Raw genomic sequence first — 24,488 nt, 5'->3', positions numbered from 1 at the left:
CTCAATCGCCGTGCGTTTCGTGGAAATCGGCCTGGCCGCGCTTCCAGTAGCCGGCGGCCTTGATCCAGGCTTTCGGATGCCAGCGCTCGTCGACCATCACGGCGCGCAGGCGCTTGGCGACCATGGTTTCGCAGGCAATCCAGACATAGCCGTCGCCCGTCGGCAGCGGTATGTCGCGCAGCGCCCGGTCGAGCTGATCCGTGGTGCCGGCCGGGGCGGCGCCGCGGTGCAGCCATAGGGTGGAAAGCTCGGCCTTGCTGGCAAGCGCCTGTTCCTCTTCGGGGCCTGCGACTTCCGCGACGACCAGCGCGCGGGCGCCGGCCGGCAGTTCCTCGAGGCGGCGTGCGATCGCGGGCAGGGCGGTTTCATCGCCGGCGAGCAGATACCAGTCGAAGTCGGTGGCGACCAGGAAGGAGCCGCGCGGGCCGCCGACCCCGAGCTTGTCGCCCGGTTGCGCGCGCAGTGCCCATTCGGTCGCGGGGCCGGCGTCATGCAGAGCGAAGTCGAGATCGAGTTCGCCGGCGACCGGATCGAAGCGCCGGGGCGTATAGTCGCGCAGCGCCGGCCGGTTGGCCGGATCGATCATCGGCTTGCCGTCGGGGCCGATCTCAGGAAAGGCGAGATCCTCGCCGGGGCGGGGAATGAGGATCTTGACGTGATCGTCATGGCCGAGGCTGGTGAAGCCCTGAAGGTCGGATCCCGTCAGCGTTACCCGCAGCACCTGCGGCGTCAGCTGCGTGACGCGGCTGACCGTCAGCAGGCGTCGCTTGAGCTCGTGGCGGACGCGTTCGATCAGGTGGCGGTTTTCAGCGGTGTTCGGGGTGGTGTGTGCCGTCATCAAAAGGTCCTTCGTTCGGAACCTGGGATACGCGTAACGCAGGCACGCCGCGCCGCTCGCACCCCGGTGTCCAGGTTCGATCAGCGCGTTGATTGACGTTAACGCCTACGTGCAGCGCAGAAGACGCGGCAGATGGCTCGTGACTAACGGCTCCCCGTCGGCTTGGCAAGGATAAAACATGATTTTTAAGTGAAGGTTTTGTAATGCTTGTCTGCTTGCCTGGGTTTCTGCAGAAATGCTGGTGGAGAAGCCGCCGGACACCTGGATCTCGCCCGGCAATGCAAGGAGGCCATGATGTCAATCAGCGTCGTACAGCTGGGGTCGCCGCGACTGGAGGACGAAGGTATCAGGATCGGCACAGTTCGCCGGCCGCCGCGCGGCGTGCCCAAGGCAGAGTTCACCATCCGCAACTACTACGATGTCTGGCTGCCGATCCTGGCGCCGAGCCACGGCCTTGTCTCCGAGGCGAAAGCCGCCGTCACGGACGCCGACTGGAACCGCTTTGCCGGCGCCTATTCGAAGGAAATGAAGGCGCCGGACGCAAGCCATGTGCTGGACCTGCTGGCGAGCCTTTCGCACGCCAGCGCCTTTTCGATCGGCTGTTATTGCGACGATGAGAGCCGCTGCCACCGAAGCATCCTGCGCCGCCTGCTTTCCGACAGAGGCGCGCAGTTCAGGGCCGAGGCCTGTATCTAGCCGCGCAGGCGCTCTTGCCCATGCCGGCGATTTCTGCCTTTCTCGCGAAGAGGAAATCAGCCGGAAATCGAAGCCATGCCGGAGCCGGACCCAGACGAGAAGATCGACGCGACCTTTCGCAACGGCTCGCTGACAGCGGCGGGCATCATCCTCGGTTTTTCGCTGAGTTTCATCAGCCGCTGGGTCTCCAACCCGAACGACTGGAGCCGCATCGACATCCTGCCGATGCTGCTGCTCACCATCGGCATCGCCATTCAGGTGAAGGTGTTTGCCGACCTTCTGGCGCGGGACTCGCTGATTGCCGCGAAGTACGACCGGTCACGGCGGCTGTTTTTGATCGGGCTGGGGATCGTTGCGGCTGGCATCGGGCTGGCGTTGGTTAACGACATCCTGGGGCTGGGGTCGATGCCGATCTTGGGGTGAGAGGGCTTATTCAAGCGAGAACGCCCCTCGCTCAATACATTCATGCAAAACCCGGATCCATGCCACCCAATCCATGAAAAACTCAAACGTCTTGATGAAGTGAGCGGGCATCGTGCCCGCTCACTTGCCTCATCGAACAGATCAAGTCCCGATAATCTTGTTGCAGGCGAGGGCGATGCCCGGGTTGCTCAGAATGGCAATCATCAGCGACATGCCGATCAGCGATAGTGAGTAGCGTTTCATCTGCATCCTCCTATCCCACCGCGACAGCCATGCGCGGGAAGGCCAGTATGCGGGAGGCGGCAGGGGATGCGAAGTCACGAATGGGTGAGGCGCGTCGCCGGCATTGGCGGCGGCCGGAAGCGGGAGCTCCGTCAGGAAACCCGCTCCACAAACCCGTCCAGCACGCGCTTCTGTCCGGCCCGGTCGAATTCGATCGTCAGCTTGTTGCCTTCGATGCCAGTGATGTTGCCGTTGCCGAACTTGAGGTGGAACACGCGGTCTCCCGTCTTGAATTTCGACGGTTCCGACGTTGTGGACTTGGCCACCAGCTCGCCGTCGATGGTGCGGGTCTTTGGGCCGCTTTCGCCGTAGCCGATGCGCTCGACCGAGTGGCCGGAGCGTGAGCCCCAGTTGTCGCGGGTGGCGTCGTTCCTGTTCTGCTGGGCGCGCTTCCAGCCGGGGGTGGAATAGGAGTTGGCGAAAGGCTCCGCCTTGTCGAAGCGCGACTGGCCGTAGCCGCCGCGGCCGTAGCCGCCGTAGCTCTGCTCGACTTCGGCGACCTCGACATGGGTTTCCGGCAGTTCGTCGAGGAAGCGCGAGGGGATGGTCGATTGCCAGAGGCCGTGGATGCGGCGGTTGGAGACGAACCAGATGTGACAGCGGCGCTTGGCGCKGGTGAGGCCGACATAGGCGAGGCGGCGTTCTTCCTCCAGCCCTGCGCGGCCGGTTTCATCCAGCGAGCGCTGGTGCGGGAAGAGGCCTTCTTCCCAGCCGGGCAGGAAGACGGTTTCGAATTCCAAGCCCTTGGCGGAGTGCAGCGTCATAATGGAGACTGCGTCGAGGTTCTCGTTCTGCTCGGCATCCATGACCAGCGAGACATGCTCCAGAAAGCCGCGCATCGACTCGAAGCTCTCCATCGAGCGGATCAGTTCCTTCAGGTTGTCGAGGCGGGTCGGGGCGTCGGCCGACTTGTCGTTCTTCCACATGTCGGTGTAGCCCGACTCTTCGAGGATCTGCTCGGCGAGCTCGGTATGTGGAGTGTTTTCAAGTCTTTCCTGCCATCGCCGGAAAGATTGAATCACATCGAACAGCGCTTTGCGCGCCTTCGGCTTCAGCTCGTCGGTCTCGATGATGTCGGCGGCTGCCGAAAGCATGGGGATGTCGCGGGCGCGGGCGTAGTCGTGCAGCGCGCGGACGGTGGTGTCGCCGAGGCCGCGCTTGGGGGTGTTGACGATGCGTTCGAAGGCAAGGTCGTCGGCGGGCTGAGCCACGAGGCGGAAATATGCCATGGCGTCGCGGATCTCGAGGCGTTCGTAGAAGCGCGGTCCGCCGATGACGCGGTAGTTGAGGCCGAGCGTGACGAAGCGGTCCTCGAACTCGCGCATCTGGAATGAAGCGCGCACCAGGATCGCCATGTCGTTCAGGGCATGGGGCTCGCCGGAGGCGCCGCCGCGCTGCAGCTGTTCGATCTCCTCGCCGATGGCGCGGGCTTCCTCTTCGCTGTCCCAGGAGGCGTGGACCTGCACCTTGGCGTCTTCGGGGTTGCTGCGGTCGGTGAACAGCGTTTTGCCGAGGCGGCCCTCGTTGTGGGCGATGAGATGGGCAGCAGCACCGAGGATATGTTCGGTGGAGCGGTAGTTGCGCTCGAGCTTGATCACCTTGGCGCCGGGGAAATCCTTTTCGAAGCGCAGGATGTTGTCCACCTCGGCGCCGCGCCAGCCGTAGATCGACTGGTCGTCGTCGCCGACGCAACAAACGTTCTGCGGCTCGCCCTTGGGGCGCTGGGCGAGCAGCCTCAGCCACATGTACTGGGCGGTGTTGGTGTCCTGGTATTCGTCGACGAGGATGTAGCGGAAGCGGCCGTGATATTCCTTGAGGAGATCGGGGTACTTCCTAAAGATCGCGATCGGATGCATCAGGAGATCGCCGAAATCGCAGGCGTTCAGCGTCGAAAGGCGTTGCTGGTAGGCGAAGTAGAGTTCGCGGCCCTTGCCGTTGGCGAATGCGCGGGCGTCGCCTTCCGGGATATCGGCGGGACCGAGGCCCTTGTTCTTCCAGGTGTCGATCATGCCGGCGAACTGCTTGGCCGGCCAGCGCTTGTCGTCGAGGCCCTCGGCCTGGATCAGTTGCTTGACGAGGCGTACGACGTCGTCGGTGTCGAGGATGGTGAAATCGGAGCGCAGGTTGACGAGTTCGGCGTGGCGACGCAGCAGCTTGACGCCGATCGAATGGAAGGTGCCGAGCCAGGGCATGCCTTCGACCGCGCCGCCGACGAGCACGGCGATGCGCTCCTTCATCTCGCGGGCGGCCTTGTTGGTGAAGGTCACGGCAAGGATCTGCGAGGGATAAGCGCGGCTGGTGTTGAGGATATGGGCGATGCGGGTGGTCAGCACGCGCGTCTTGCCGGTGCCCGCACCCGCGAGCACGAGGACGGGGCCTTCCAGTGTTTCGACGGCCTCGGTCTGCTCGGGGTTGAGGCCGGAGAGATAATCCGGACGGTTGCCGCCGCTGCGGGCGGCCATGGCGCGGGCGGCGAGCCCTCCGGTGGCAGGAGCTGCGGGGGCCTGCGGCTTGCGCGGCGCTTCGCCCGGCTCTTCGTCGAAGAAGGGGATATCGTCGAAACTATTGCTCATGGCGCGTAATGTAGTGATTCGGGATGGAAAGGCCAGAAAAGATGTTCTGCTTTCATTCCACGAAGGCCACTGTCCTCAGGCAGGTTTCGATGCGGGCGCCGAAAGCGTCAGGCTGAGAGAGGCGAGCGCAAGTAGCGGCGGCAGCGCAAAGCACCAGACGCCGGCGAGGGTATCGTTGTCTGACTTTCCGGAGCAGGCGGTGGCGAAGGCCCGGCCATTCGGCCAGGCCTCCAGCTCGCTATCAGCCTTTGATGAAGGCCAGGACATCGGCGTTGAAGCGTTCCGGCTCTACCTGGGCGAGGCCGTGGCTGCTGCCCTCGTAGACCTTCAGGATGGCGCCCTTGACGATCTTCGAACTCTTGTGTGCTGCAGCGACGATCGGCACGATCTGGTCGTCGGAGCCGTGGATGAAGAGGGTCGGCTTGTCGATCTTCTTCAGGTCTTCGGTGTAGTCGACCTCGGAGAATTCGCGGATGCAGTCGTATTCGCCCTTGATGCCGCCGGCCATGCCCATCAGCCAGAAGCTCTCGCGCAAACCTTCGTTGATCTTGGCTCCGTCTCGGTTGAAGCCGTAGAAGGGCATCGTCAGGTCGCGGAAGAACTGCGAGCGGTCGAGTGCAGTGCCCTTGCGGATGCCGTCGAAGACGTCGAGCGGCAGGCCCTCGGGATTTGCGGCGGTTTTCAGCATCAGCGGCGGGACGGCGCCGACCAACACGACCTTGGCGACGCGCTTGGTGCCGTGGCGGCCGAGATAGTGAGCCACTTCGCCGCCACCGGTGGAGTGCCCGATCAAGATCAGGTTCTTGAGGTCAAGCTTTTCGATCAGCTCCGCCAGATCGTCGGCGTACTGATCCATATGGTTGCCTTCCCAGGTCCGGGAGGACTTGCCGTGGCTGCGGCGGTCATGGGCGATGACGCGATAGCCGTTTTGGCCGAAGAACAGCATCTGTGCTTCCCAGGCGTCGCCCGAAAGCGGCCAGCCGTGAGAGAAGAGGATCGGTTGGCCGGTGCCCCAATCCGTGTAGAAAATCTTGGTTCCGTCCTTGGTCGTTATCTTCGGCATGGGTATCATCCTCTTCGGTGTTGACGAATGGCAGCCGTTTGGCTGTGCTCGACGCGGTTGCAGCCGAGGCAGAGAACATCGCAATAACAGGAAACAAAAGCGTTATTTGACGTAGGTCGCGAGATTTTCCAAACGGCGGGGCTGGTGCGTTTCGCCACGGTCGGGTTGGTCACTCAGTATTGATATTGCGATTCTGTAATACGGGGCCAATTCGCTTGCCGGGGGGACGCAAAGCGACAATATTGTCGCAGTCGCGCGGCAATTTGCCTCGCATACGCCTCTTTCGATCGACCCTGGACAACCTCGTGTCCCTCTGGAGACGTCAATGCCTTTTTGGAAGCAGTTTGCTCTTTGCCTCGCCGTTGTCGTGGCCGGTTTCGCCGGATGGGTTTTCCTTGTGCCTGGCGCCGGCGATACGCTACGTAGCGCCGGCGTTCCAAGCCGTCTGCTCCCAAGCGTCGCGCCATCCGAAAAGGCGTCCGGTTCAACCGGGCAGGCGACCGGGCAACGTCGCGGAGCGGGAGGCAATGGGGCTGTCTTGATCGCAACGCAAGCCGTCGTCCGAGGCACCGTCAACGACCAGCTGAGTGCCATCGGCACCGGCGACGCCATTCGGTCGGTCGCCGTGACGCCGCAGGCGAGCGGAACGGTGCGGGAAATCCTGATCAAGTCCGGCGACAAAATCACCAAGGGGCAGGTCCTTGCGAAGCTCGACAGCGAAGAGCAGGTGATCGCAAAGGGGCAGGCGGAAGTGACGCTGAAGAGTGCCGTCGAGAAATCCAGTCTCTATCACAACATCAAGTCCAGCGTTTCGCGCATGGACGTATTCGACGCGGAGATCGCCGAGCAAGGGGCGAGGCTGCAGTTGCAGGCTGCCGAACTCAATCTCGAACGCCGCAACATCGTGGCCGCGATCGACGGCATCGTCGGGATCATCCCGGTGAATATAGGAGACAATGTTGCAATCACCACGCCCATCGCAACGCTGGACGACCGGACGGAAATCCTCGTCGATTATTGGGTGCCCGAGCGGTTTGCCAACACGATTTCGGTTGGGCAGCCGGTCGAGGCAACCTCTGTGGCGCTGCCCGGCCGGGTATTTTCCGGCGCGGTCGAGGCGATCGACAATCGCATCGATGCGGCAAGCCGGACGCTGCGCGTGCGTGCGCGCATCGACAACGCATCGGACGAATTGCGCGCGGGCATGTCCTTCAACGTCGGGATGAAATTTGCCGGTGACCAGTATCCGGCTGTCTATCCGCTTTCGGTGCAGTGGGATTCGGAAGGCGCCTTTGTCTGGCGCGTCGATGACGGACGGTCGAACAAGGTGCGCGTCAGTATTGTCCAGCGCAATCCGGACTTCATTCTCGTCACGGCCGATCTCAAGGACGGCGATGCGGTCGTCACCGAAGGGCTGCAGCGCGTTCGCGCGGGCGGAGCGGTGCGCGTCGCCGATCAGGTCGCGTCAAGCGGGGAGCTGACCCAATGAATGTGGGCGACGTGGAGAAGCCGACCTCGGGCAAACAAAGCTTCACCGCCCTCTTCGTGCGCCGGCCAATTCTGGCCCTGGTCTTCAACACGTTGATGATCGTGGCCGGACTTGCCGCTTATGTCGGTATCGAGGTTCGCGAGCTGCCGGATGTCGATCGACCCGTCGTCACCGTCCGGACGACCTTCGACGGGGCGTCGCCGCAGACGATCGACCAGGAGCTGACGAAGGTCATCGAGGGCGCCGTCGCTCGCGTGAGCGGCCTGAAGTCGATCTCTTCGAGCTCACAGTTCGGCCAGAGCAGGGTTACGCTGGAGTTCTCGGATTCGATTGATCTTGCCGTTGCCGCAAACGACGTGCGCGATGCGATCGGCCGCATAGCCGACAGGTTGCCGGAAGACGCCGACGCGCCGCAGATCGTCAAGGCGGATTCTGATTCCCAACCGATCATGCGTCTCGCTGTCACCTCCACCAAGCTCAACATGGACGACCTTACCCTCCTGGTGGAGAACGAAGTGATCGACCGGCTGGCGTCCGTCGAAGGCGTTGCTGACGTCGAAACCTATGGCGACCAGGAAAAGGTTTTCCGCGTCGACGTCAATCAGAGCGAGCTCGCGAGCCGCGGCCTGACGGTCGGCGATCTCACCAAGGCGCTATCAAGTGCCGCACTCGATGTGCCGGCCGGATCGCTGAAGAGCCCGACACAGACGATCGTCGTCCGCGCCATGGCGAGCCTTCAAACGCCCGAGGATTTCGCCAATGTCATCCTGCAGAACCGGGTACGGCTTGGTGACGTGGCCAACGTCACGCTCGGACCGCGCGACGGGCAGACCGCACTGCGCTCCAACGGCGTTCCGGGTATCGGTCTTGGCATCATCCGACAGGCGCAGTCGAACACGCTCAACATCTCCAACGGCATCAAGGATGCCGTTGCTCAGCTTTCCAAGACGCTGCCGGAAGGCACACGGATTGCCATCACCAGCGATGATGCCGTTTTCATCCAGGGGGCGATCCACGAGGTCGTGCTGGCGCTCATCCTCGCCGCCGTCATCGTCACTGCGGTCATCTATCTGTTCCTGCGGGACTGGCGCGCCACGATCATTCCGGCGGTCAGCATGCCGGTGGCGCTGATCGGCACACTCGCGGCGATCTACATGGTCGGTTTTTCGATCAACATCCTGACGCTGCTGGCCATTGTGCTGGCGACGGGTCTGGTCGTCGACGATGCAATTGTCGTTCTCGAAAACATCGTTCGCCGCCGCAGCGAGGGCATGGGGCCGCGTGCGGCTGCAGTTCTCGGTACGCGCGAAGTCTTCTTTGCGGTCGTTGCCACCACCGCGACGCTCGCCGCCGTGTTCATTCCGCTCTCATTCCTGCCGGGCCAGGTGGGCGGATTGTTCCGCGAGTTCGGCTTCGTTCTCGCCTTCTCCGTCGGGCTGTCTTCGATCGTCGCTTTGACGCTTTGTCCCATGCTGGCGTCGCGCATGCTGACGCGGGAGATGCTCGAGGACCACGGTCTCCTCGGGCGGTTCGGGGATGTCTTCGCCCGGGCCTACAAGTCGGGTTTACGTGCCTGCCTGAACGCGCCGCTCGTCGTGGTCGTGTTCTCGTTGATCTTTGCGGCAGCCGCCGTCCTGGCGTTCTCATCCGTAAAGAGCGAGCTGACCCCGGCGGAAGACCGGGCGATGGTGATGATGCGACTGACAACGCCGCAGGGATCAAGCCTCGAATATACCCGCGACAAGCTGCAGTTGGTCGAGGAATACCTGCAGCCTCTGATGGACAGCGGAGATATCCGGAACATCTTTTCGATCTCGGGTCAGGGCGGACAGGCCAACAGCGGTTTCATGGTCCTGACGCTCGCCCCGTGGGGCGATCGTCATCGCACGCAATCCGAGATCGTTGCGGACATCAATCGGGCTGCCGGCAAGGTGCCGGCGCTTCGCGGCAATGCGATCCAATCCAACAGCCTGCGCATCCGCGGCGCGGGCAACGGCGTGCAGATGGCGATGATCGGCAACAATCACGAAGCCCTCACCGCATCCGCATTGCAGCTGGTGCAGGCACTCGATGCCACCGGGCACTTCGATACGCCGCGGCTGACGAATGAACCCTCGCAGGCGCAGGTGTCGGTGACGATCGATCGCGAACGCGCCTCCGATCTCGGCATCGACATAACCGGTCTTTCCATGGCCATGCAGTCGTTGCTCGAAGGCCGCTCGGTCGTCGATGTGTTCGTGAAGGGCGAAGCCTATCCCGTTCTCCTGACGTCAAGCACCCGACCGCTGGACGATCCGACCGATCTCGAGAACGTCTTCCTGAAGACGGGCGACGGCAAGATCGTGCCGATGTCGGTGATCGCTTCGCTGGTCGAGAGCTCGGTCGCGCCGGAACTCAATCGAGAACAGCAGCTCGCATCGGTGGCGATTACCGCAGGTCTCAGAAACGGCATGTCGCTGGGCAATGCCGTGAAAGAGGTGACGCAGCTCGCGCAGCCACTCATGCCCCCCGGAGCACGTCTGCTGCCGCTCGCTGAAGCCGCAACGCTGGAAGAGAATTCGAGCGGCATGGCGCTCACCTTCGGCTTCGCGATCGTCATCATCTTCCTGGTTCTGGCGGCGCAGTTCGAAAGCGTGCTCTCCTCGGTGATCATCATGTCGACGGTGCCGCTCGGTCTTGCCTGCGCCATTTTCGCGCTGATCATCACGGGATCCAGTCTCAACATCTACAGCCAGATCGGGCTCGTGCTCCTCGTCGGCGTCATGGCGAAGAACGGCATCCTCATCGTCGAGTTCGCCAATCAGCTGCGCGATCGCGGCGTGGACGTCCGCGCCTCGATCGAGAGAGCCTGCGAGTTGCGCCTGCGCCCCGTCATGATGACCATGATCGCGACCATTCTTGGGGGCGTTCCGCTGGTTTTCGCTCACGGCGCCGGCGCCGAGGCCCGCGTGGCACTTGGCTGGGTGATCGTCGGCGGACTCGGTTTCGCGACGCTGGTTACGCTCTTCATCACGCCGGTGGCCTATCTGCTGGTTGCCCGCTTCGCCAAGCCTCATGCACACGAAGAGGCGCGCCTGCACGAGGAGATGGCCCATGCATCCCGGCCGCGCGCCGTCACAAAGTCGGGCCGCCTGGAGGCCGCCGAGTAAGTTGGAAGAGGGTGCGGGCACCATTCGCATGGTTTCCGACCGGTCGGCAAATGCGATAAATAATCTCTGAACCTTAGCTGTTTTTTAAGCATGCGCGGTAATCATAAGCTGTAGAAACCGAAAGGAACCTCCAGCGTGTAGGAGGGCAGTCGGCGCCGTTGTTTGGCGCTCCCGGACATGAATGTCCGCGGTACCGGTTCATTTGTATCAGTTGCGTATAGTTGTGTTCGGAGTTCAGTATCCGTGAGTATTTATCGGCGCACCTCAGTGGATGCCGCGCTTTATGTATTGCGTGACATCGGTCGTAGTATGACGCAGACCCAAAGGCAGGTTTCGACCGGTCTCAGGGTCGAGAAGGCGTCCGACAACGGCGCCTATTGGGCGATCAGTTCCATGCTGAAGTCCGACAAGGCAGCTCAATCGGCGATCCGCGATGCGCTCGGCCTGGCTGCGGCGACCATGGATACCGCCAACGCCGCGATCGACAGCTCCATCGATATCGTCAGCCAGATCAAGGCCAAGCTTGTTGCCGCCACCGAATCCGGCGTCGACAAGGACAAGGTCAACGACGATATCACCCAGCTGAAGGCGCAGCTGCGTTCGGTTTCCCAATCGGCGACATTCAATTCGGACAATTGGGTCGCGATCGACGATGCCGACGATCCGTCAAAACCCAGGCAGATCCCGGCCTCGTTCACCCGGTATGCCGACGGAACCGTCTCGGTCGGAACGCTGAGCTACGAGGTCGATCTGGCACCTGTGGGATCGACGTCGTCGAAGGACGCGCGATATCTGATCGACGATCGTACGGCCGGATCGGGCGAATATGGTGTCCTCACGTCGCAGTATTTCTCGACGGAAGCAGGTGTCTCGCAGAATTACGTCATGTTGAAGGGCGCGGGCAATACCACCGGGCAAGTCGAGATCGGCGTGTCCGCAAGCACGACGTCAAGCCAGGTCAACGAAATGATTGCCGTGGTCGACAAGATGCTCGGCCAGATGACTACGGTCGGGGCGTCCTTCGGGGCGCTCGAGAAGCGGATCACTCTCCAGAACGATTTCGCGCAGTCTCTCGACGATTCGTATTCGCGCGGCATCAGCCGGCTGATCGATGCCGACATGGAGGAAAGGTCGAGCCGCCTGACGGCGCTGCAGACCCAGCAGCAGCTTGCGCTCCAGTCACTGAACATCGCCAACGCCACCTACGATACCGTCCGGCAGCTTTTCCAGAATCTTTGAGTGACGTTCGTTCGCTTGCGAACGCGCCCGCCATTGCCGCGGGCGCCGTTGCCTTGTGATGTGTGTAACATATTTGCGATCGCCAGCCTCGGCGGCTGTGCAATTCGTCTAATTTCCAGTATCGAAGGCAACCGCTTCATTTTGTTGCCGCATTCCTTAATACTGCTCGCATCACCATTCGAACTGGAGATACGCCTGTCCATGATCAAGAAATTCATACTTTTGGCTGTTGCCGCAACATTCCTCAGCGCCTGCACGACCACCGACCCCTATACGGGCCAGCAGAAGATGTCGAACACCTCCGGTGGCGCCCTGCTAGGTGCCGGCGTTGGCGCATTGGCCGGCCTTGCTGTCGGCGGCTCGCCGGTCGGACGACGCAACGCGGCGTTGATCGGTGCCGGCGTCGGCGCGCTTGCAGGCGGCGCGATCGGCAATTACATGGACCAGCAGGAATCCGAACTGCGCGCGCAGCTTCAGGGCACGGGTATCTCCGTTACCCGAAATGGCGACAACATCATCCTCAACATGCCGTCGAACATCACCTTCGACGTCGACCAGGATGCGGTGAAGTCAGGTTTCTATCCGACGCTGAACTCGGTCGCGATCGTTCTGCGCAAGTTCAACCGCACGCTGATCGACGTCAACGGCCACACCGATTCCACGGGCAGCCTGCAGCACAATCAGGATCTGTCGCAGCGCCGCGCCATCTCGGTGGCCGATTATCTCGGCACGCAGGGCGTCGATCCGCGTCGCGTTTCTGCCGTCGGCTTCGGCCCCTCGCAGCCCGTTGCATCCAACGCCACGGAAGCCGGCCGCGCGCAGAACCGCCGCGTCGAAATCCAGATCGCTCCGGTGACGCAGAGCTGATCCCACGCGCATCGACAGGAAAACGGCCGGGCCATTCCCGGCCGTTTTCCGTTACCGGTGCATGGTCGCACCCTTGGTGATCTTGTCGACGACCTTCCTATCCGCCCTGATGGCGATGCCGACGACCTTGGCGTCTTCTGGCGCATACTCGGCAAAAACCGCCCGATTGGCGGCGTCGTGGCCGGTCGCGAACATCTCTTCGATAAACAAGGACGAGGTGATGCCACGCGCCAGCGAACGGCGGTGGATCGTCGATATCGTCTCGTCTTCGGCGGAGAGGATGATGATCGGCTGGACGGAGAGCGGATTGTAGAGGTTGCCGGTGCGATCCCTGTAGACTTCTCCCATCATCTCCGGGTTCTGCCCGACGATGCCGCTCATCAGGAAGGCGGTGACATTCAGCTTCTGCCAGGACTGAAGATTGTTTCGCAGGACGATCGCAATTTTGTTATCAAACATGCCAGTCTCTTTCATGCGGGTTCGAAAGTCGCGTTGAGCCAGGATCTAAACAGCCATGCCCTTAAGGGTCTTGAACGTTTGTGCACGGAGCGCGGCGCGGACGGAATCACGACTGCGCCTGCCTTTCCCGGCATCGAGCGCATCGAAGCGCAATTCGCGGGCAACGCATTCGAGCCGCACCGGCACGACACCTACGCGCTCGGCTTGACGATCAAGGGCGTGCAGGCCTTTTCCTATCGCGGCGAACGGCGATTCAGCATGCCGGGGCAGGTTATCGTGCTGCATCCCGACGAGGAGCACGACGGCGGTGCCGGAACCGATGACGGCCTGCAGTATAGGATGCTCTATCTGGAGCCCTCGCTCGTGGTCGAGTGTCTCAAAGCACAGCGGATCGGACTGCCCTTCGTCGATGAGCCGGTCATCAGGGATTCGCACTTGGCCGGCACTCTAATGGCAGCGCTCGGCGAACTGGATCGTGAACTCGATGAACTCTTCGTCGATGATTTCATATCGAGGGTGGCCGGCGGCCTTGCGCGGCATGCCCACACGCCGGAGCAGCCGCTCGGCAATATCGCGTGGCGCAGGGCGCGGCTGGCGCGGGACTATCTTGAAGCGCACGCTACCAGGACGGTTCGTTCCGGCGAACTCGAGGCGGTAACGGGTCTCGACCGCTTTGCGCTGGCACGACACTTCCGAGCCGCCTTTGCCACCAGCCCGCACCGCTATCTCCTGATGCGTCGCCTGCAGCGGGCGCGGGCGCTGATCGGCACGGGCGAAGGACTGGCAGACGTTGCGGCGGCGACCGGATTTGCTGACCAGAGCCATCTCAACCGCCACTTCAAGAAGGCCTACGGCGTGACGCCCGGCCAATGGGCGGGCCTCAGGCGGGATTTTCCGCCAGGCCTGAGCGCCGGGCGATGAAACGGGCGAGCATTGGCCCGGTAAACAGGATCACCAGAAAGCGGCCCGTCTGCATGGCCATGACGAAAGGCACGTCGACATCGCTGGAGGCGGCGATGATCGCGACGGAATCGGCGCCGCCGGGGCTGGTGGCGAGGTAGGCCGTCAGCGGATCGACGCCTGCGAACCTGTGCAGGGCAAAGGCCATGCAGCCACAGAGCGACATCAGAAGCAGGATGGAGCCGGCGACGCGCGGCAGCGCACGGGCCGCGTGCATGATGATGCCCCGGGTGAAGCGTAGGCCGATGTTCCAGCCGATCAGGGCGTAGCTGATCGCCAGCAGCCACATCGGCAGTTCGATCTTCAGGAGGCCGAAGCCCTGCAGGAGCGAACCCAGGGCCAGCGGGACGATGATGGTGCCGCCCTGAATGCGAAAGCGAACGGCGGCGTAGGCGGCTAGGCAGGTCAGCGCGACAGTTGCGGCAAGGGCCTGCCAGTTGATCGGGGGAAAGAGGATCAGCGCCGGCGGTTCGCCGCCATCGGCAGCGACCCAGAGGCGGGAGACGACGGAGGCCGCGACCGCAACGAAGACGACGCGCAGATACTGCATGAAGGCGACAAGCCGCGCATCGGCTCCATAGGCCTCGGACATGATGACCATCGCCGATGCCGCGCCGGGTGACGATCCCCAAACGGCCGTTGTTCCCGGCAGAACCTGCCAGAGGGTCAGCACCCAGCCGAGCAGGGCGGCAACGACGATGACGGAGAAAATCATCGCCAGGAAAAGCGGCGCGTCGGTCGCCATTGTCTGCACGATATCGACGGTGATGGCGCGCGCCATGAGCATGCCGACAAGCGCCTGCCCGAACAGCAACGGCCAGCGTGGCACGCGAAGCGAGCCCTGCCCGACGGACAGCGCAAGGATGATCGCGGCCACCATCGGGCCGATGAGCAGAGAGGCAGGCAGGCCGAGCATTTCGAGGCAGACGACGAGCACCGTCGAAATGGACAACAGCAGCGCCCAGCGCGGCAGGCTGGTCTTTCGAAGCAGGCGGTTGGCGTCTTTCAACTACATCATCCCGTCAATGTCTTGCCAGCCGGGGCCTCGGTCGATGCGACGGAGAGCAGGGGAAACACAACTGGCTGAGCGAAGAACCGGCTGGAAAGGCCGCGTGGATTGAGGCGATATAGGCTTGGGCGATGCCGAGGGTCGATTGCGAAATCTGCCGGCGAGCGTCTTCAGAGACGAACCTGCTCTGCCAGAAAGTCAAGCAAGGCGCGGACGCGTGCAGGCAGCGGACCGCCCTGGCCGATGTAGACGGCGTGAAACTCCTCGGTTTCGCCGGGGTTGATCTCCTCGAGAACCGGGACCAGCCGCCCGGCTTCGATGTCTGCGCGGACGGCGAAAGCGGTAAGCCGTGCGAGACCGGCGCCTGCAAGCGCCATATATCGCATGGCCTCGCCGTCCCCGACCTGAACGCCCGGCGTGACCGGTAGTGTCACGGTCTCGCCGTTCTGCCTGACGGGCCAACCCACAACGCTCCGCGCATAGGAAAAGCCGATGCGGCAGTGGCCATGCAGGTCGGAGGCAGACCTTGGCGTGCCGTGCTGCCGCAGATAGCCGGGCGAGGCAACGATGATCCTGCGGGCGGCGCCCAGCTTGCGGGCAATCAGGGTGGAACTCTTCAACGGCCCGGAGCGGATGGCGACATCGGCCCGATCTTCCAGCAGGTCGATGACCCTGTCGGTGTGCGAGACATCGAGCGTGACGGCTGGATGGAGCGCCAGGAAATTCGGGACGAGGGGCGCCAGAACGTGATTGCCGAACGATCCGCTGGTATTGATGCGGACGGGGCCGGCCACGCGCTCGCCCGCCGAGGCGTAGCGCTCGGCCTCGGCAATATCGGCAAGGATCGATAGACTGCGCTCGTAGAAGGCGCAGCCTTCCGCAGTCAGCTGAAGCTTGCGGGTCGAGCGTTGGACGAGGCGGGCGCCGAGACGCGATTCAAGCCTGCCTACGAGCTTGCTGACTGCGGATGGCGTCATGCGGCAGGCACGGGCGGCGGCCGTGAAACCACCGAGCTCGACGGCGCGCACGAAGACTTCCATCTCTCCCGAGCGGTTGACGTCCTGACGACTCATGTTGAATTCAATTCATCAATGGTGTTCTTTCTGGCAATCTATATCACTGTCGGTGCAGTGTCTATCTATCCCTGGACAACAGGAGACAGATCATGGACTACAGAAATCTCGGTGCATCAGGCCTCAGAGTGCCCGTCTTGAGTTTCGGTGCAGGCACCTTCGGCGGCTGCGGGCCGCTATTCGGCGCCTGGGGCAATACCGATGCCGCAGAGGCGCGGCGTCTGGTCGATATCGCGCTTGAAGCCGGCGCAAACCTCTTCGACACGGCGGATGTGTACTCCGCCGGCGCCTCCGAGACCGTTCTCGGGCAGGCGATCAAGGGGCGGCGCGATGCGGTGCTGATCTCGACCAAGATGGCGTTGCCGATGGGCGATGGCCCGGCGGACTGGGGCACGTCGCGGGCGCGCCTGATCCGCTCGACCGACGAGGCGCTGAGGCGGCTCGGAACGGACTACATCGATCTGCTGCAGCTTCATGCCTTCGATGCATCGACGCCGGTCGAAGAGGTGCTTGCAACGTTGGATGGACTGATTGCCGCCGGAAAGATCCGCTATGTCGGCGTATCGAATTTTGCGGGATGGCAACTGATGAAGTCGCTCGGCGTTTCCGAACGCTACGGCTATCCGCGCTACGTCGCGCATCAGGTCTACTATTCGCTGGCCGGACGTGACTACGAGTGGGAACTGATGCCGCTTGCTGCCGATCAGGGTGTCGGCGCGCTGGTCTGGAGCCCTCTTGCCTGGGGACGCCTCACCGGCAAGATTCGCCGCGGCCAGCCGCTGCCTGAAGGAAGCCGCCTGCACCAGACTGCCGAGTACGGGCCGCCGGTCGACGATGACAAGCTCTATGACATCGTCGATGCGCTCGACCAGGTTGCGGTGGAGACCGGCAAGACCGTTCCGCAGATCGCGCTCAACTGGCTGATCGGCCGCCCGACAGTCGCAAGCGTGATCATCGGTGCACGCAACGAGGAACAGCTGCGGCAGAACCTCGGCGCGCTCGGCTGGTCGTTGTCGAAGGCGCAGGTCGAAACGCTTGACAAGGCGAGTGCTGTCACCGCGCCCTATCCCTACTTTCCGTACCAGCGACAGGAGGGCTTTGCCCGGCTCAATCCACCTCTCGTCTGAGGCGCTGCGCAGCAGGGCTTTAACATCTATTCTTGCACTAGACAGGCGCCGTCTCATGTCTCATACCAACCTGCCTCCGGGCAGATTGGGTAAGGGAGATCAACGAGATGGCGCTCAAAGACGCAAAGGCCGGCAAACGAAACGAGGCGGGCATCGCGGCTGCTCTCGGCATCCTGAAGCAGGGCTTCGGCGAGCGCTTTCAGACCGGCGAGGCCTTTCGCGCCCAGCACGCCCATACGACGACTTATATTCCTCCGCAGTTGCCGGACGGCGTGCTTTTTGCAGAGAGCACCGACGATGTGACCGCAGCCGTCAAGATCTGCGCCGAGCACAAGGTGCCGGTGATCGGTTTCGGGACCGGCTCGTCGCTCGAGGGGCAGGTGAACGCGCCGAACGGCGGTATTTCCATCGATTTCAGCCGCATGAATCGCATTCTTGAGGTGAACACTGAAGACCTGGACTGCACCGTCGAGCCAGGCGTCACCCGCGAGCAGCTCAATACATACCTGCGCGATACCGGTCTGTTCTTTCCGATCGATCCGGGTGCCAACGCCTCGATCGGCGGCATGACGTCGACGCGGGCCTCGGGAACGAATGCCGTTCGCTACGGCACGATGAAGGACAACGTACTGGCCGTGACGGTCGTGACGGCGAACGGCGAGGAAATCAGGACTGCACGCCGGGCCCGCAAATCCTCCGCCGGCTACGACCTCACACGGCTCTTCGTCGGCGCCGAAGGCACTCTTGGCATCCTGACCTCGGTAACGCTCAGGCTGCAGGGCATCCCACAGAAGATCGGTGGCGGCGTGTGCGCGTTTCCGAGCGTGCGCGCCGCTTGCGATGCTGTGATCATGACGATCCAGATGGGCGTTCCGGTGGCCCGCATCGAAATTCTTGACGCATTGCAGATCAAGGCCTGCAATGCCTACTCGAAATTGAACTACGACGAGAAGCCGACGCTGTTTTTGGAATTTCACGGCACGGACGAAACCGTTGTGCTGCAATCGGAGCAATTCGCGGAAATCGCCGCAGAGTGCGGCGGAGGCGAATTTCACTGGACCGTCAATGCCGAGGAGCGGACGAAGCTGTGGAAGGCGCGGCACGATGCCTATTGGGCGTCGCGTGCGCTCGCGCCCGAGATGGCGGCGCTCTCGACAGACGTGTGCGTTCCGATCTCAAGGCTTGCCGATTGCATCGGCGAAACGCAGGCCGACATCGAGGAGCACGGACTGCTGGCGATGATCGTCGGGCATGCGGGCGACGGCAATTTCCACGTCCTGCTGCTGTTTGACGACAAGACGGAAGAGGGGACTGCCGTTGCCGAAGACTTCGTGGGCAGGCTCAATGCGCGGGCGCTGGCGATGGACGGAACCTGCACCGGCGAGCACGGGATCGGGCAGGGCAAGATGGCCTTCCTCGAACAGGAGCTCGGCGGCGCCGTCGATCTGATGCGACAGGTCAAGCATGCGCTCGATCCGGATAATATCTTCAATCCCGGCAAGATTTTCCATTATGCCTGAAAATCAACATTCTATTCGTCTTGGCTTGCTTGCGGCATGAATGCCACTAGAGACGAGGGATCGTATGTCGAATCGTCCAGACCACGCCTTCCGAACCAAGGGAAATTGAGCATGATGTTGCCTGAAAGCCGCTTCACACCTTTCGGTTTCATGTTCTAGTGTCCGCGATGGTTTCCCGAATGGAGAATGACTGACTTGGTGGGCCGGTTCCTCGTCGTACTGGGTGGGCTGATTGTCGTAGCGCTATTCGTGGCGCTGCTCGCGCCGCTATTCATCGACTGGACCGACTTCAGGAAAAATTTTGAAGATCAGGCAAGCCGCATCATTGGCAAGAAGGTCGTGGTGCATGGTTCTGTCGATGCGCGGTTGCTGCCTTTCCCGTCCGTGACATTGCATGACGTGCGCGTCGGCCAGGAGACGGACGGTTCGCCGATCGTACAGGTCGAGCAGTTCTCGATGGATGCAGAGTTGGCTCCCTTCCTGTCGGGCGAGGCGCTTATTTTCGACATGCGGATCGTCAATCCGAGGGTGAAGCTGAGGCTTCTCAAGGACGGCACGCTTGATTGGACGCGCGGCAGCCAGCCTGAGATTCCGGCCAGGACCGTCGTTCTGGAGAATGTCCATGTCAGCGGCGGCGACGTCCGGTTTATCGACGACCAGTCTGGCCGGACGCGCCATGTGACCGGGCTGAACGCCGAGATGTCTGCAAAGTCGCTGGCCGGTCCCTGGCGCATCGACGGCGATGCGGCGCTCGACGGCGAGCATGGCAGTTTTTCCGTCTCCAGCAACCAGCCGGACGATAATGGCGTGTTGCGCATGCGCACTCGCCTGCAGCCCGACAGGCATCCCGTGACCGTCGATCTGGATGGGGAACTGAAGCTGGTCGACAGCAGGCCAAACTATCAGGGGACGATTTCGGCGGCCATCGAGAGCCCGCGTACGGCAAAGGCCGCAGACAAGACGTATCTTCCGCCACGCCTGAAGGGGAAGTTCGAGCTTACCAACGAGAGCATCCACATACCCGAATACCGGCTGGAAATCGGCTCGCAGGAGGATCCTTACGTCATTACCGGCGAGGCAACGCTCGATACCGGCGGCAACCCGCAGTTTCTGCTGACGGCCGATGGCCAGCAAATCGACGTCAACCGCATCGGAAACCAGGGAGCAGGCGGGAAGACCGCGCGGGATCCGGGTCTTTCGGCCCGCCAGCGGTTGAACACCCTGATCCAGATCGTCTCGCAGGTGCCGGTGCCTCAGGTGCCCGGCAAGGCGAGCGTCCGGTTGCCCGCGATCGTCGCCGGCGACACGACGATCAGGGACGTGCAGCTCGATCTCGAACCGGCCGGCACCGGCTGGACGATCGACAACGCGGTCGGTACGCTGCCCGGACGCACGCAGGTGGAAGGCCGCGGACGGCTCAATCTGCAGGGACAACCGTCTTTCGACGGCGAGATCACGGTGGCATCGAACCAGCCGAGCGGGCTCGCTTCGTGGCTTGCTGGTTCCGTTGATCCCGCTATCCGTCAGTTGCGGCAGGCGGGCTTCTCCGCAAATGTCAGCCTCACCCACGAACGGCAGCTGTTCGATAATCTGGAAATCGCCATCGGGCCGGCGACCCTGAAGGGCAAGCTGGACAGACAGGCCGTCGCCAATCAGGCGCCGACCCTGGATGTAGCGCTTGCCGGCGATGCGCTCGATCTTGATGCGCTGAGGGCGTTGACCGGGCTCTTCACCGGGCAGGACGCCGGCGACAACGTGCTCGACCACAAGATCAGGGCTGTATTGAAGGCCGACACGTTCACCGCCTTCGGTGTCGAGGCAGGCGACGTCGAAACGAGCTTCACCATTGCCGATGGCGCGCTTGCCGTCGACAAGCTCTCGGTGAAGAACCTGGCAGGCGCGGAACTGACCGCGACGGGCCGGGCGGAAGGCTCGCTGCTCGACTACAAGGGATCGGGTGAGATCACCTTCAAATCCGCCGATCCGGGCTCCTTCTTCACGATGCTCAAGCAGCATCTGCCGCAGCATCCGGTCATGGATCGGCTTGTGCGCAACGCGGCCTGGTATACCAACACGGCGCTGCGCGGCGCGGTCACCCTGGGCGGCGACCAGGGTGACGGTCTTGCCGTTACGCTGGCGGGCGTCGCCAATGGAAGCCGCGTGAACCTCGACTACCGCATGTCCGATCTGCTGGCGTTGACGGGCAAGGGGACCACGAGCCTGGAAGCGACGCTGGAAAACACTGTGACCTCCATTCTGTTCGGTCAGGCCGGGCTGGACCCGCTGCCGGTGGACGCCGATGCGAACGGCCGCCTGACGCTGAAGGTTCAGGCCGAGGGGACGGATCCGGCCGACGCTGCGCTGACTTTCGCGACCGATCGCACCTCGTTTACCGCGAGCGGGAAAGTCGATGTTCGTCCGCAGACCTTCATGAACGGGCAAGTGGCGGTTTCGCTGGAGAGTGCCGATCTCGATCCCTACCTGGTGATGAACGGTGTCGGAGTGCCGCAGATGGGGACCGGCCTGCCGTTCAAGCTGACGACGACGGCGACGGTCGACGGCGACAAGATCGCGTTCTCCAACATCGCCGGACATGCCGCGGACAATGAATTCAGCGGGGCAATGACGCTCGACCGCAAGGCAGAAAAGACGACGGCAACGGGCGAGCTTGCGCTTTCCAAGGCTGATGCCGTCTGGCTCGGCGAGGCAGTGTACGGGCCGATGACGGAGGCGGCGACCGGCAACCTGTCGCCTGCACCTCTTGGCCTGCCTGTTTTCAAGGATATGGACGTCAACGTGAAGCTCTTTGCCAAGCAGTTCTGGCCTGGCTGGTCGAGCCCGATCACGGACCTCACGTCTGACGTCATTTACAAAGGCGACGAATTGCAACTGAATGCCATCAAGGGCGGCTGGGACGGCGGCACGCTGGATGGCAATGCACAGTTTACCAATGCCGGCGGTACCGGTTTCTTCCAGACCAAGCTCGCGCTTGCCGATGCCGATCTCGGCGGCGTCGTTTGGCCGCGTGACGGGGCTCCTGTTGCCAATGGCAGGTTCGGGATGTCGCTGTCGATAGAGGCTTCCGGCAAGTCGATGAAGGAGATTGCGAGCTCCCTCAATGGCTCGGGCGAACTGCGCCTCGGCGATACCAATGTCCGCGGCCTCAACCTGGGAATGCTGGCTCCGCTGCTTGCGGCAACCGATCCGATGCAGGACCAGTTGAATGCCGGCAAGGTGCACCCGATCGTTGAAACGCTGCTCAACAACGGCGAGGCAAAGCTGCCGCCCACGGCGATACCCTTCAATGTCACTGACGGCGTCCTGCGCGTTCAGAACGTCACCGTCGCGACCGACCAGGCCAAGGTGACGGGCAATGCACAGATCGACCTGCCGCAGGAGCGCATCACAGCGTCGCTCGACATCAACCTCAATCCAGGCGGCGAGGCGCTTGCCGGTGCGGAACCCGCCGTGCGTCTCGATTTTTCCGGTGTGCTCGGCTCGCCGGGTCGCGTGATGGATGTGACCGATATCACGGGCTACCTTTCGCTGCGCGCCTTCGAGCGCGAACGGCGGCGTGTCGAGCGGTTGCAGTCGAATGTCCTCGAGAAGCAGCGCCTGCGGCGCGAAGTGTCGCTCTACAAGTTCAACGATGCCGAGCGCGAGAGGGCGGCCGCCATCGAGACGCAGCGGCGCGCCGAGGAGGAACGGCTGAGAACCCTTGCCGCACAGCAGGCCGAACGCGAGAAGGCGGAAGCCGAGGCGCGCGCCAAGGCCGAGGCGGAGGTGCGCGCCAGGGAGAAAGCGGATGCGGACGCAAAGGCTGCGGCAGATGCCGCACGCCGTGCGCAGGACGAGCTTTCGCTACCGCCCCAGAACTCCCTCAATTTCAAGACGATGCCGGGGCTGCCGGGCGTGCAGGTGCCGCAGTAAGGACACCGGCGCACTCGGTCCTGCACGCCGGTGCAGGCTGTTGCCGATCGAATGCTTCATCGTAACCCACGATCCCAACCCGCTCTGCCATCACCAGGCTCTCCACTCCGATCGTTCGAAAGCTCGGTGCCCTCCAGACGGGCCGGCCCGGACTTCAGCGAGAAAAGAACGTATACCCGCAGTGCCGAAGACAGGTTGCTGTCGGGGTCTCGCTGATCGTCGATTTCGGAAATGAGTGCCGCGAGGGGTACGGCGCGGGCCGCGGCGATGGCATTCAACTCGCTCCAGAACTCGTCTTCCAGCGAAAAGCTGGTGCGATGTCCGTGCAGGGTGGTCGAGTGCTTTCGGATCATCGTGCCGGTTCAGATTTTGATTCTAGGCGTTGAGACAGTGATTGAGAAAATGCGGCCAAAGTGATTGATCGGCGATTCGTTCCGGCGGTCGGCCGGTTTCGTCAGCCGTCGTCGTTCCTGTCGATATGGCCTTGTTCGTGAGCATGGTCGGCCTTCTCGTTCAGCGCCTTTGTCAGTTTCTTTTCGACCTTCGTCCGGCCGAAGGAGATACGGTTCTGCTCGGCCTGCTTTTCCTGGTCGGAACGGGCCTGCTTTTTCCTGAACTGGCGGAGGTTGACGATTTCGGCGCTCACGGATGATCTCCGACGTAAAAAAGGGAAGCGGCTGCTTCCCTTTGATCCCTATTGTTTCTTGCGGAAGGCGTCGAGCGAAACGACCGATCCCGGTTTCTTCTCGTCTCCGTCGGCGGGCTTGGCCGCGGGCGTCTCCTCGGTCTTTTCCGACGCGACGGGATAGGCGGTGATCTCGGCGTCCGGCAGTTCCTCGCCGTCGGCGAGCGGCACATCGAATTCCAGCTCGAAATTGACCGAAGGATCGTAAAATCCGCGAATGGCGTTGAACGGGATGAACAGCTTTTCAGGAATATCCGAGAACGACAGGCCGATCTCGAAGCTCGAATCGGTGACCTTCATCTCCCAGAACTGATGCTGGATGACGATGGTCATCTGCTCCGGATACTTCGACTTCAAAAGCTGCGAGATGCGCACACCGGGGGCGCCCGTGAGAAAGGTAATGAAGAAATGATGTTCGCCCGGCAGGCGGCCGGTTGCTGCGACTTCGGACAAAACCTTGCGGATGACGCCGCGCAGCGCGTCCTGCGCCAGAATGTCGTAGCGGATGTGATCCTGCCCCATGCTTTCCTGTCTTTCGTTGGTCCGTACGTCTTTTCCCAAGGCTATATGCCATGCTCGGGTGCCTTGGAAAAGGCCGGAGCCGAGTCATACTTTCTCAAACCATACATGATTTGCGCGTCAGGGAGAAGGTGAAGGCTTCTGTTGCCAGGTGCCTCCGAACCCCGCCTTAAGGTGCGAACCTTCAGGACTTGATTTGAAGTGTCACACTGCGATTAAGCAGCGAGACGAGCTTCCGCATAGTTGTCATTTGCAACTACAATTTTAGCCCGATAACGGCGGTACAATGCCGAGCAAAAAGACGATCTTTACACCCTTGTCGATCCTGTTTCGCCCCCATCAAAAGCCGGCCATCTCGTTTCAAGGCCGCCGGTTTTTGGTGGAGGCGCCGGGTACCGCCCCCGGGTCCAATAGGCTTATTACACCGCTCATTTATCACCATAGCCGGCCCGAGGACCGGCAAGGTTGATATAGTGTTTTCCGTTTCGGATGGGAAGAGCCATCGTCACAAAAGCATTGTGTGCGGCAACAATTGTTGGGACAGGCCCGACTTGACGATTGGTTTCGGCCGCCGAGCAGCCTAAATA

18 protein-coding genes, 1 other RNA gene and 1 pseudogene are annotated in these 24,488 nt (G+C 62.4%); 10 read left to right on the top strand and 10 right to left on the bottom strand.

What is annotated here, in order from left to right:
• Position 1: 1 nt before the first annotated feature.
• Positions 2-838, bottom strand: a complete 837-nt coding sequence (locus AC1DMK_RS04740; RefSeq protein WP_477857436.1) for a siderophore-interacting protein — start codon at positions 836-838, stop codon at positions 2-4.
• A 294-nt stretch (positions 839-1,132) separates the two neighbouring features.
• Here AC1DMK_RS04740 and AC1DMK_RS04735 point away from each other — a divergent pair, with 294 nt between their 5' ends.
• Positions 1,133-1,534 (top strand): DUF488 family protein, N3 subclade, encoded by a 402-nt coding sequence (locus tag AC1DMK_RS04735; RefSeq protein ID WP_037064240.1) that lies wholly within the window; start codon positions 1,133-1,135, stop codon positions 1,532-1,534.
• 75 nt (positions 1,535-1,609) lie between these two features.
• Positions 1,610-1,957 carry a hypothetical protein gene (locus AC1DMK_RS04730; RefSeq protein ID WP_037064238.1) on the top strand — a complete coding sequence of 116 codons (348 nt, stop codon included), beginning with the start codon at positions 1,610-1,612 and terminating at the stop codon, positions 1,955-1,957.
• A gap of 374 nt (positions 1,958-2,331) precedes the next feature.
• Here AC1DMK_RS04730 and AC1DMK_RS04725 read toward each other — a convergent pair whose 3' ends face one another.
• Both AC1DMK_RS04725 and AC1DMK_RS04720 read right to left on the bottom strand, forming a co-directional pair.
• Positions 2,332-4,812, bottom strand: coding sequence for an ATP-dependent helicase (locus tag AC1DMK_RS04725; protein WP_477857434.1), 2,481 nt, complete (start codon positions 4,810-4,812; stop codon positions 2,332-2,334).
• Positions 4,813-5,053: 241 nt separating this feature from the next.
• On the bottom strand, positions 5,054-5,875 hold the full coding sequence (locus AC1DMK_RS04720; protein ID WP_037064233.1) for an alpha/beta fold hydrolase: 822 nt from the start codon (positions 5,873-5,875) through the stop codon (positions 5,054-5,056).
• 325 nt (positions 5,876-6,200) lie between these two features.
• Between AC1DMK_RS04720 and AC1DMK_RS04715 the strand changes: the two genes are divergently transcribed.
• From AC1DMK_RS04715 to AC1DMK_RS04700, 4 genes are all read left to right on the top strand, one after another.
• Positions 6,201-7,364 carry an efflux RND transporter periplasmic adaptor subunit gene (locus AC1DMK_RS04715; protein ID WP_037064232.1) on the top strand — a complete coding sequence of 388 codons (1,164 nt, stop codon included), beginning with the start codon at positions 6,201-6,203 and terminating at the stop codon, positions 7,362-7,364.
• Positions 7,361-10,513, top strand: coding sequence for an efflux RND transporter permease subunit (locus tag AC1DMK_RS04710; RefSeq protein ID WP_477857432.1), 3,153 nt, complete (start codon positions 7,361-7,363; stop codon positions 10,511-10,513). The genes AC1DMK_RS04715 and AC1DMK_RS04710 overlap by 4 nt, the downstream gene beginning before the upstream one ends.
• A gap of 243 nt (positions 10,514-10,756) precedes the next feature.
• On the top strand, positions 10,757-11,752 hold the full coding sequence (locus AC1DMK_RS04705) for a flagellin N-terminal helical domain-containing protein (protein WP_477857431.1): 996 nt from the start codon (positions 10,757-10,759) through the stop codon (positions 11,750-11,752).
• Positions 11,753-11,953: 201 nt separating this feature from the next.
• Positions 11,954-12,619, top strand: a complete 666-nt coding sequence (locus AC1DMK_RS04700; protein ID WP_037064227.1) for a YiaD family glycine zipper/OmpA-like lipoprotein — start codon at positions 11,954-11,956, stop codon at positions 12,617-12,619.
• Between the two features lie 51 nt (positions 12,620-12,670).
• Here AC1DMK_RS04700 and AC1DMK_RS04695 read toward each other — a convergent pair whose 3' ends face one another.
• On the bottom strand, positions 12,671-13,078 hold the full coding sequence (locus tag AC1DMK_RS04695; protein WP_037064225.1) for a DUF2000 family protein: 408 nt from the start codon (positions 13,076-13,078) through the stop codon (positions 12,671-12,673).
• Positions 13,079-13,111: 33 nt separating this feature from the next.
• Between AC1DMK_RS04695 and AC1DMK_RS04690 the strand changes: the two genes are divergently transcribed.
• On the top strand, positions 13,112-13,999 hold the full coding sequence (locus tag AC1DMK_RS04690; protein ID WP_477857429.1) for an AraC family transcriptional regulator: 888 nt from the start codon (positions 13,112-13,114) through the stop codon (positions 13,997-13,999).
• Here AC1DMK_RS04690 and AC1DMK_RS04685 read toward each other — a convergent pair.
• The gene (locus AC1DMK_RS04685; RefSeq protein ID WP_477857427.1) at positions 13,959-15,047 is read right to left on the bottom strand and encodes an AbrB family transcriptional regulator; all 1,089 of its coding nucleotides are present in this window, start codon (positions 15,045-15,047) and stop codon (positions 13,959-13,961) included. The genes AC1DMK_RS04690 and AC1DMK_RS04685 overlap by 41 nt on opposite strands.
• A 170-nt stretch (positions 15,048-15,217) precedes the next feature.
• Positions 15,218-16,120 (bottom strand): LysR family transcriptional regulator, encoded by a 903-nt coding sequence (locus AC1DMK_RS04680; protein WP_477857425.1) that lies wholly within the window; start codon positions 16,118-16,120, stop codon positions 15,218-15,220.
• Between the two features lie 92 nt (positions 16,121-16,212).
• Here AC1DMK_RS04680 and AC1DMK_RS04675 point away from each other — a divergent pair, with 92 nt between their 5' ends.
• The 3 genes from AC1DMK_RS04675 to AC1DMK_RS04665 all read left to right on the top strand — a co-directional run bounded on the left by AC1DMK_RS04675 (position 16,213) and on the right by AC1DMK_RS04665 (position 22,697).
• On the top strand, positions 16,213-17,247 hold the full coding sequence (locus AC1DMK_RS04675; protein ID WP_477857423.1) for an aldo/keto reductase: 1,035 nt from the start codon (positions 16,213-16,215) through the stop codon (positions 17,245-17,247).
• 107 nt (positions 17,248-17,354) lie between these two features.
• Positions 17,355-18,767: an FAD-binding oxidoreductase gene (locus AC1DMK_RS04670; protein WP_477857422.1), complete on the top strand. Its 1,413-nt coding sequence runs from the start codon at positions 17,355-17,357 to the stop codon at positions 18,765-18,767.
• A gap of 195 nt (positions 18,768-18,962) precedes the next feature.
• Positions 18,963-22,697, top strand: coding sequence for an AsmA family protein (locus AC1DMK_RS04665; protein WP_477857700.1), 3,735 nt, complete (start codon positions 18,963-18,965; stop codon positions 22,695-22,697).
• Between the two features lie 146 nt (positions 22,698-22,843).
• On the opposite strand, the pseudogene AC1DMK_RS04660 reads toward AC1DMK_RS04665, so the two are convergent.
• From AC1DMK_RS04660 to ssrA, 4 genes and pseudogenes are all read right to left on the bottom strand, one after another.
• Positions 22,844-23,050, bottom strand: a pseudogene (locus AC1DMK_RS04660) (ribbon-helix-helix domain-containing protein); the annotation flags it as partial.
• 101 nt (positions 23,051-23,151) lie between these two features.
• A complete protein-coding gene (locus AC1DMK_RS04655) occupies positions 23,152-23,343 on the bottom strand; it encodes a DUF4169 family protein (protein WP_037066251.1) in 192 nt (63 codons plus the stop codon).
• 48 nt (positions 23,344-23,391) lie between these two features.
• Complete coding sequence (locus AC1DMK_RS04650; protein ID WP_037066248.1) at positions 23,392-23,904, bottom strand: SspB family protein; 513 nt, start codon at positions 23,902-23,904, stop codon at positions 23,392-23,394.
• Positions 23,905-24,031: 127 nt separating this feature from the next.
• Positions 24,032-24,401: a transfer-messenger RNA gene (gene ssrA / locus AC1DMK_RS04645) on the bottom strand.
• Positions 24,402-24,488 lie beyond the last annotated feature (87 nt).

The sequence above is a fragment of the Rhizobium sp. 05L419 genome (genome assembly GCF_056397845.1).
This window is presented reverse-complemented; position numbering and strand designations above follow the sequence as displayed.

Coding starts and splice junctions, on each gene's coding strand:
- AC1DMK_RS04700 (WP_037064227.1), top strand. CDS start 11,954: ATGATCAAGAAATTCATACTTTTGGCTGTTGCCGCAACATTCCTCAGC.
- AC1DMK_RS04650 (WP_037066248.1), bottom strand. CDS start 23,904: ATGGGGCAGGATCACATCCGCTACGACATTCTGGCGCAGGACGCGCTG.
- AC1DMK_RS04675 (WP_477857423.1), top strand. CDS start 16,213: ATGGACTACAGAAATCTCGGTGCATCAGGCCTCAGAGTGCCCGTCTTG.
- AC1DMK_RS04680 (WP_477857425.1), bottom strand. CDS start 16,120: ATGAGTCGTCAGGACGTCAACCGCTCGGGAGAGATGGAAGTCTTCGTG.
- AC1DMK_RS04670 (WP_477857422.1), top strand. CDS start 17,355: ATGGCGCTCAAAGACGCAAAGGCCGGCAAACGAAACGAGGCGGGCATC.
- AC1DMK_RS04720 (WP_037064233.1), bottom strand. CDS start 5,875: ATGCCGAAGATAACGACCAAGGACGGAACCAAGATTTTCTACACGGAT.
- AC1DMK_RS04730 (WP_037064238.1), top strand. CDS start 1,610: ATGCCGGAGCCGGACCCAGACGAGAAGATCGACGCGACCTTTCGCAAC.
- AC1DMK_RS04695 (WP_037064225.1), bottom strand. CDS start 13,078: ATGTTTGATAACAAAATTGCGATCGTCCTGCGAAACAATCTTCAGTCC.
- AC1DMK_RS04715 (WP_037064232.1), top strand. CDS start 6,201: ATGCCTTTTTGGAAGCAGTTTGCTCTTTGCCTCGCCGTTGTCGTGGCC.
- AC1DMK_RS04735 (WP_037064240.1), top strand. CDS start 1,133: ATGTCAATCAGCGTCGTACAGCTGGGGTCGCCGCGACTGGAGGACGAA.
- AC1DMK_RS04710 (WP_477857432.1), top strand. CDS start 7,361: ATGAATGTGGGCGACGTGGAGAAGCCGACCTCGGGCAAACAAAGCTTC.
- AC1DMK_RS04740 (WP_477857436.1), bottom strand. CDS start 838: ATGACGGCACACACCACCCCGAACACCGCTGAAAACCGCCACCTGATC.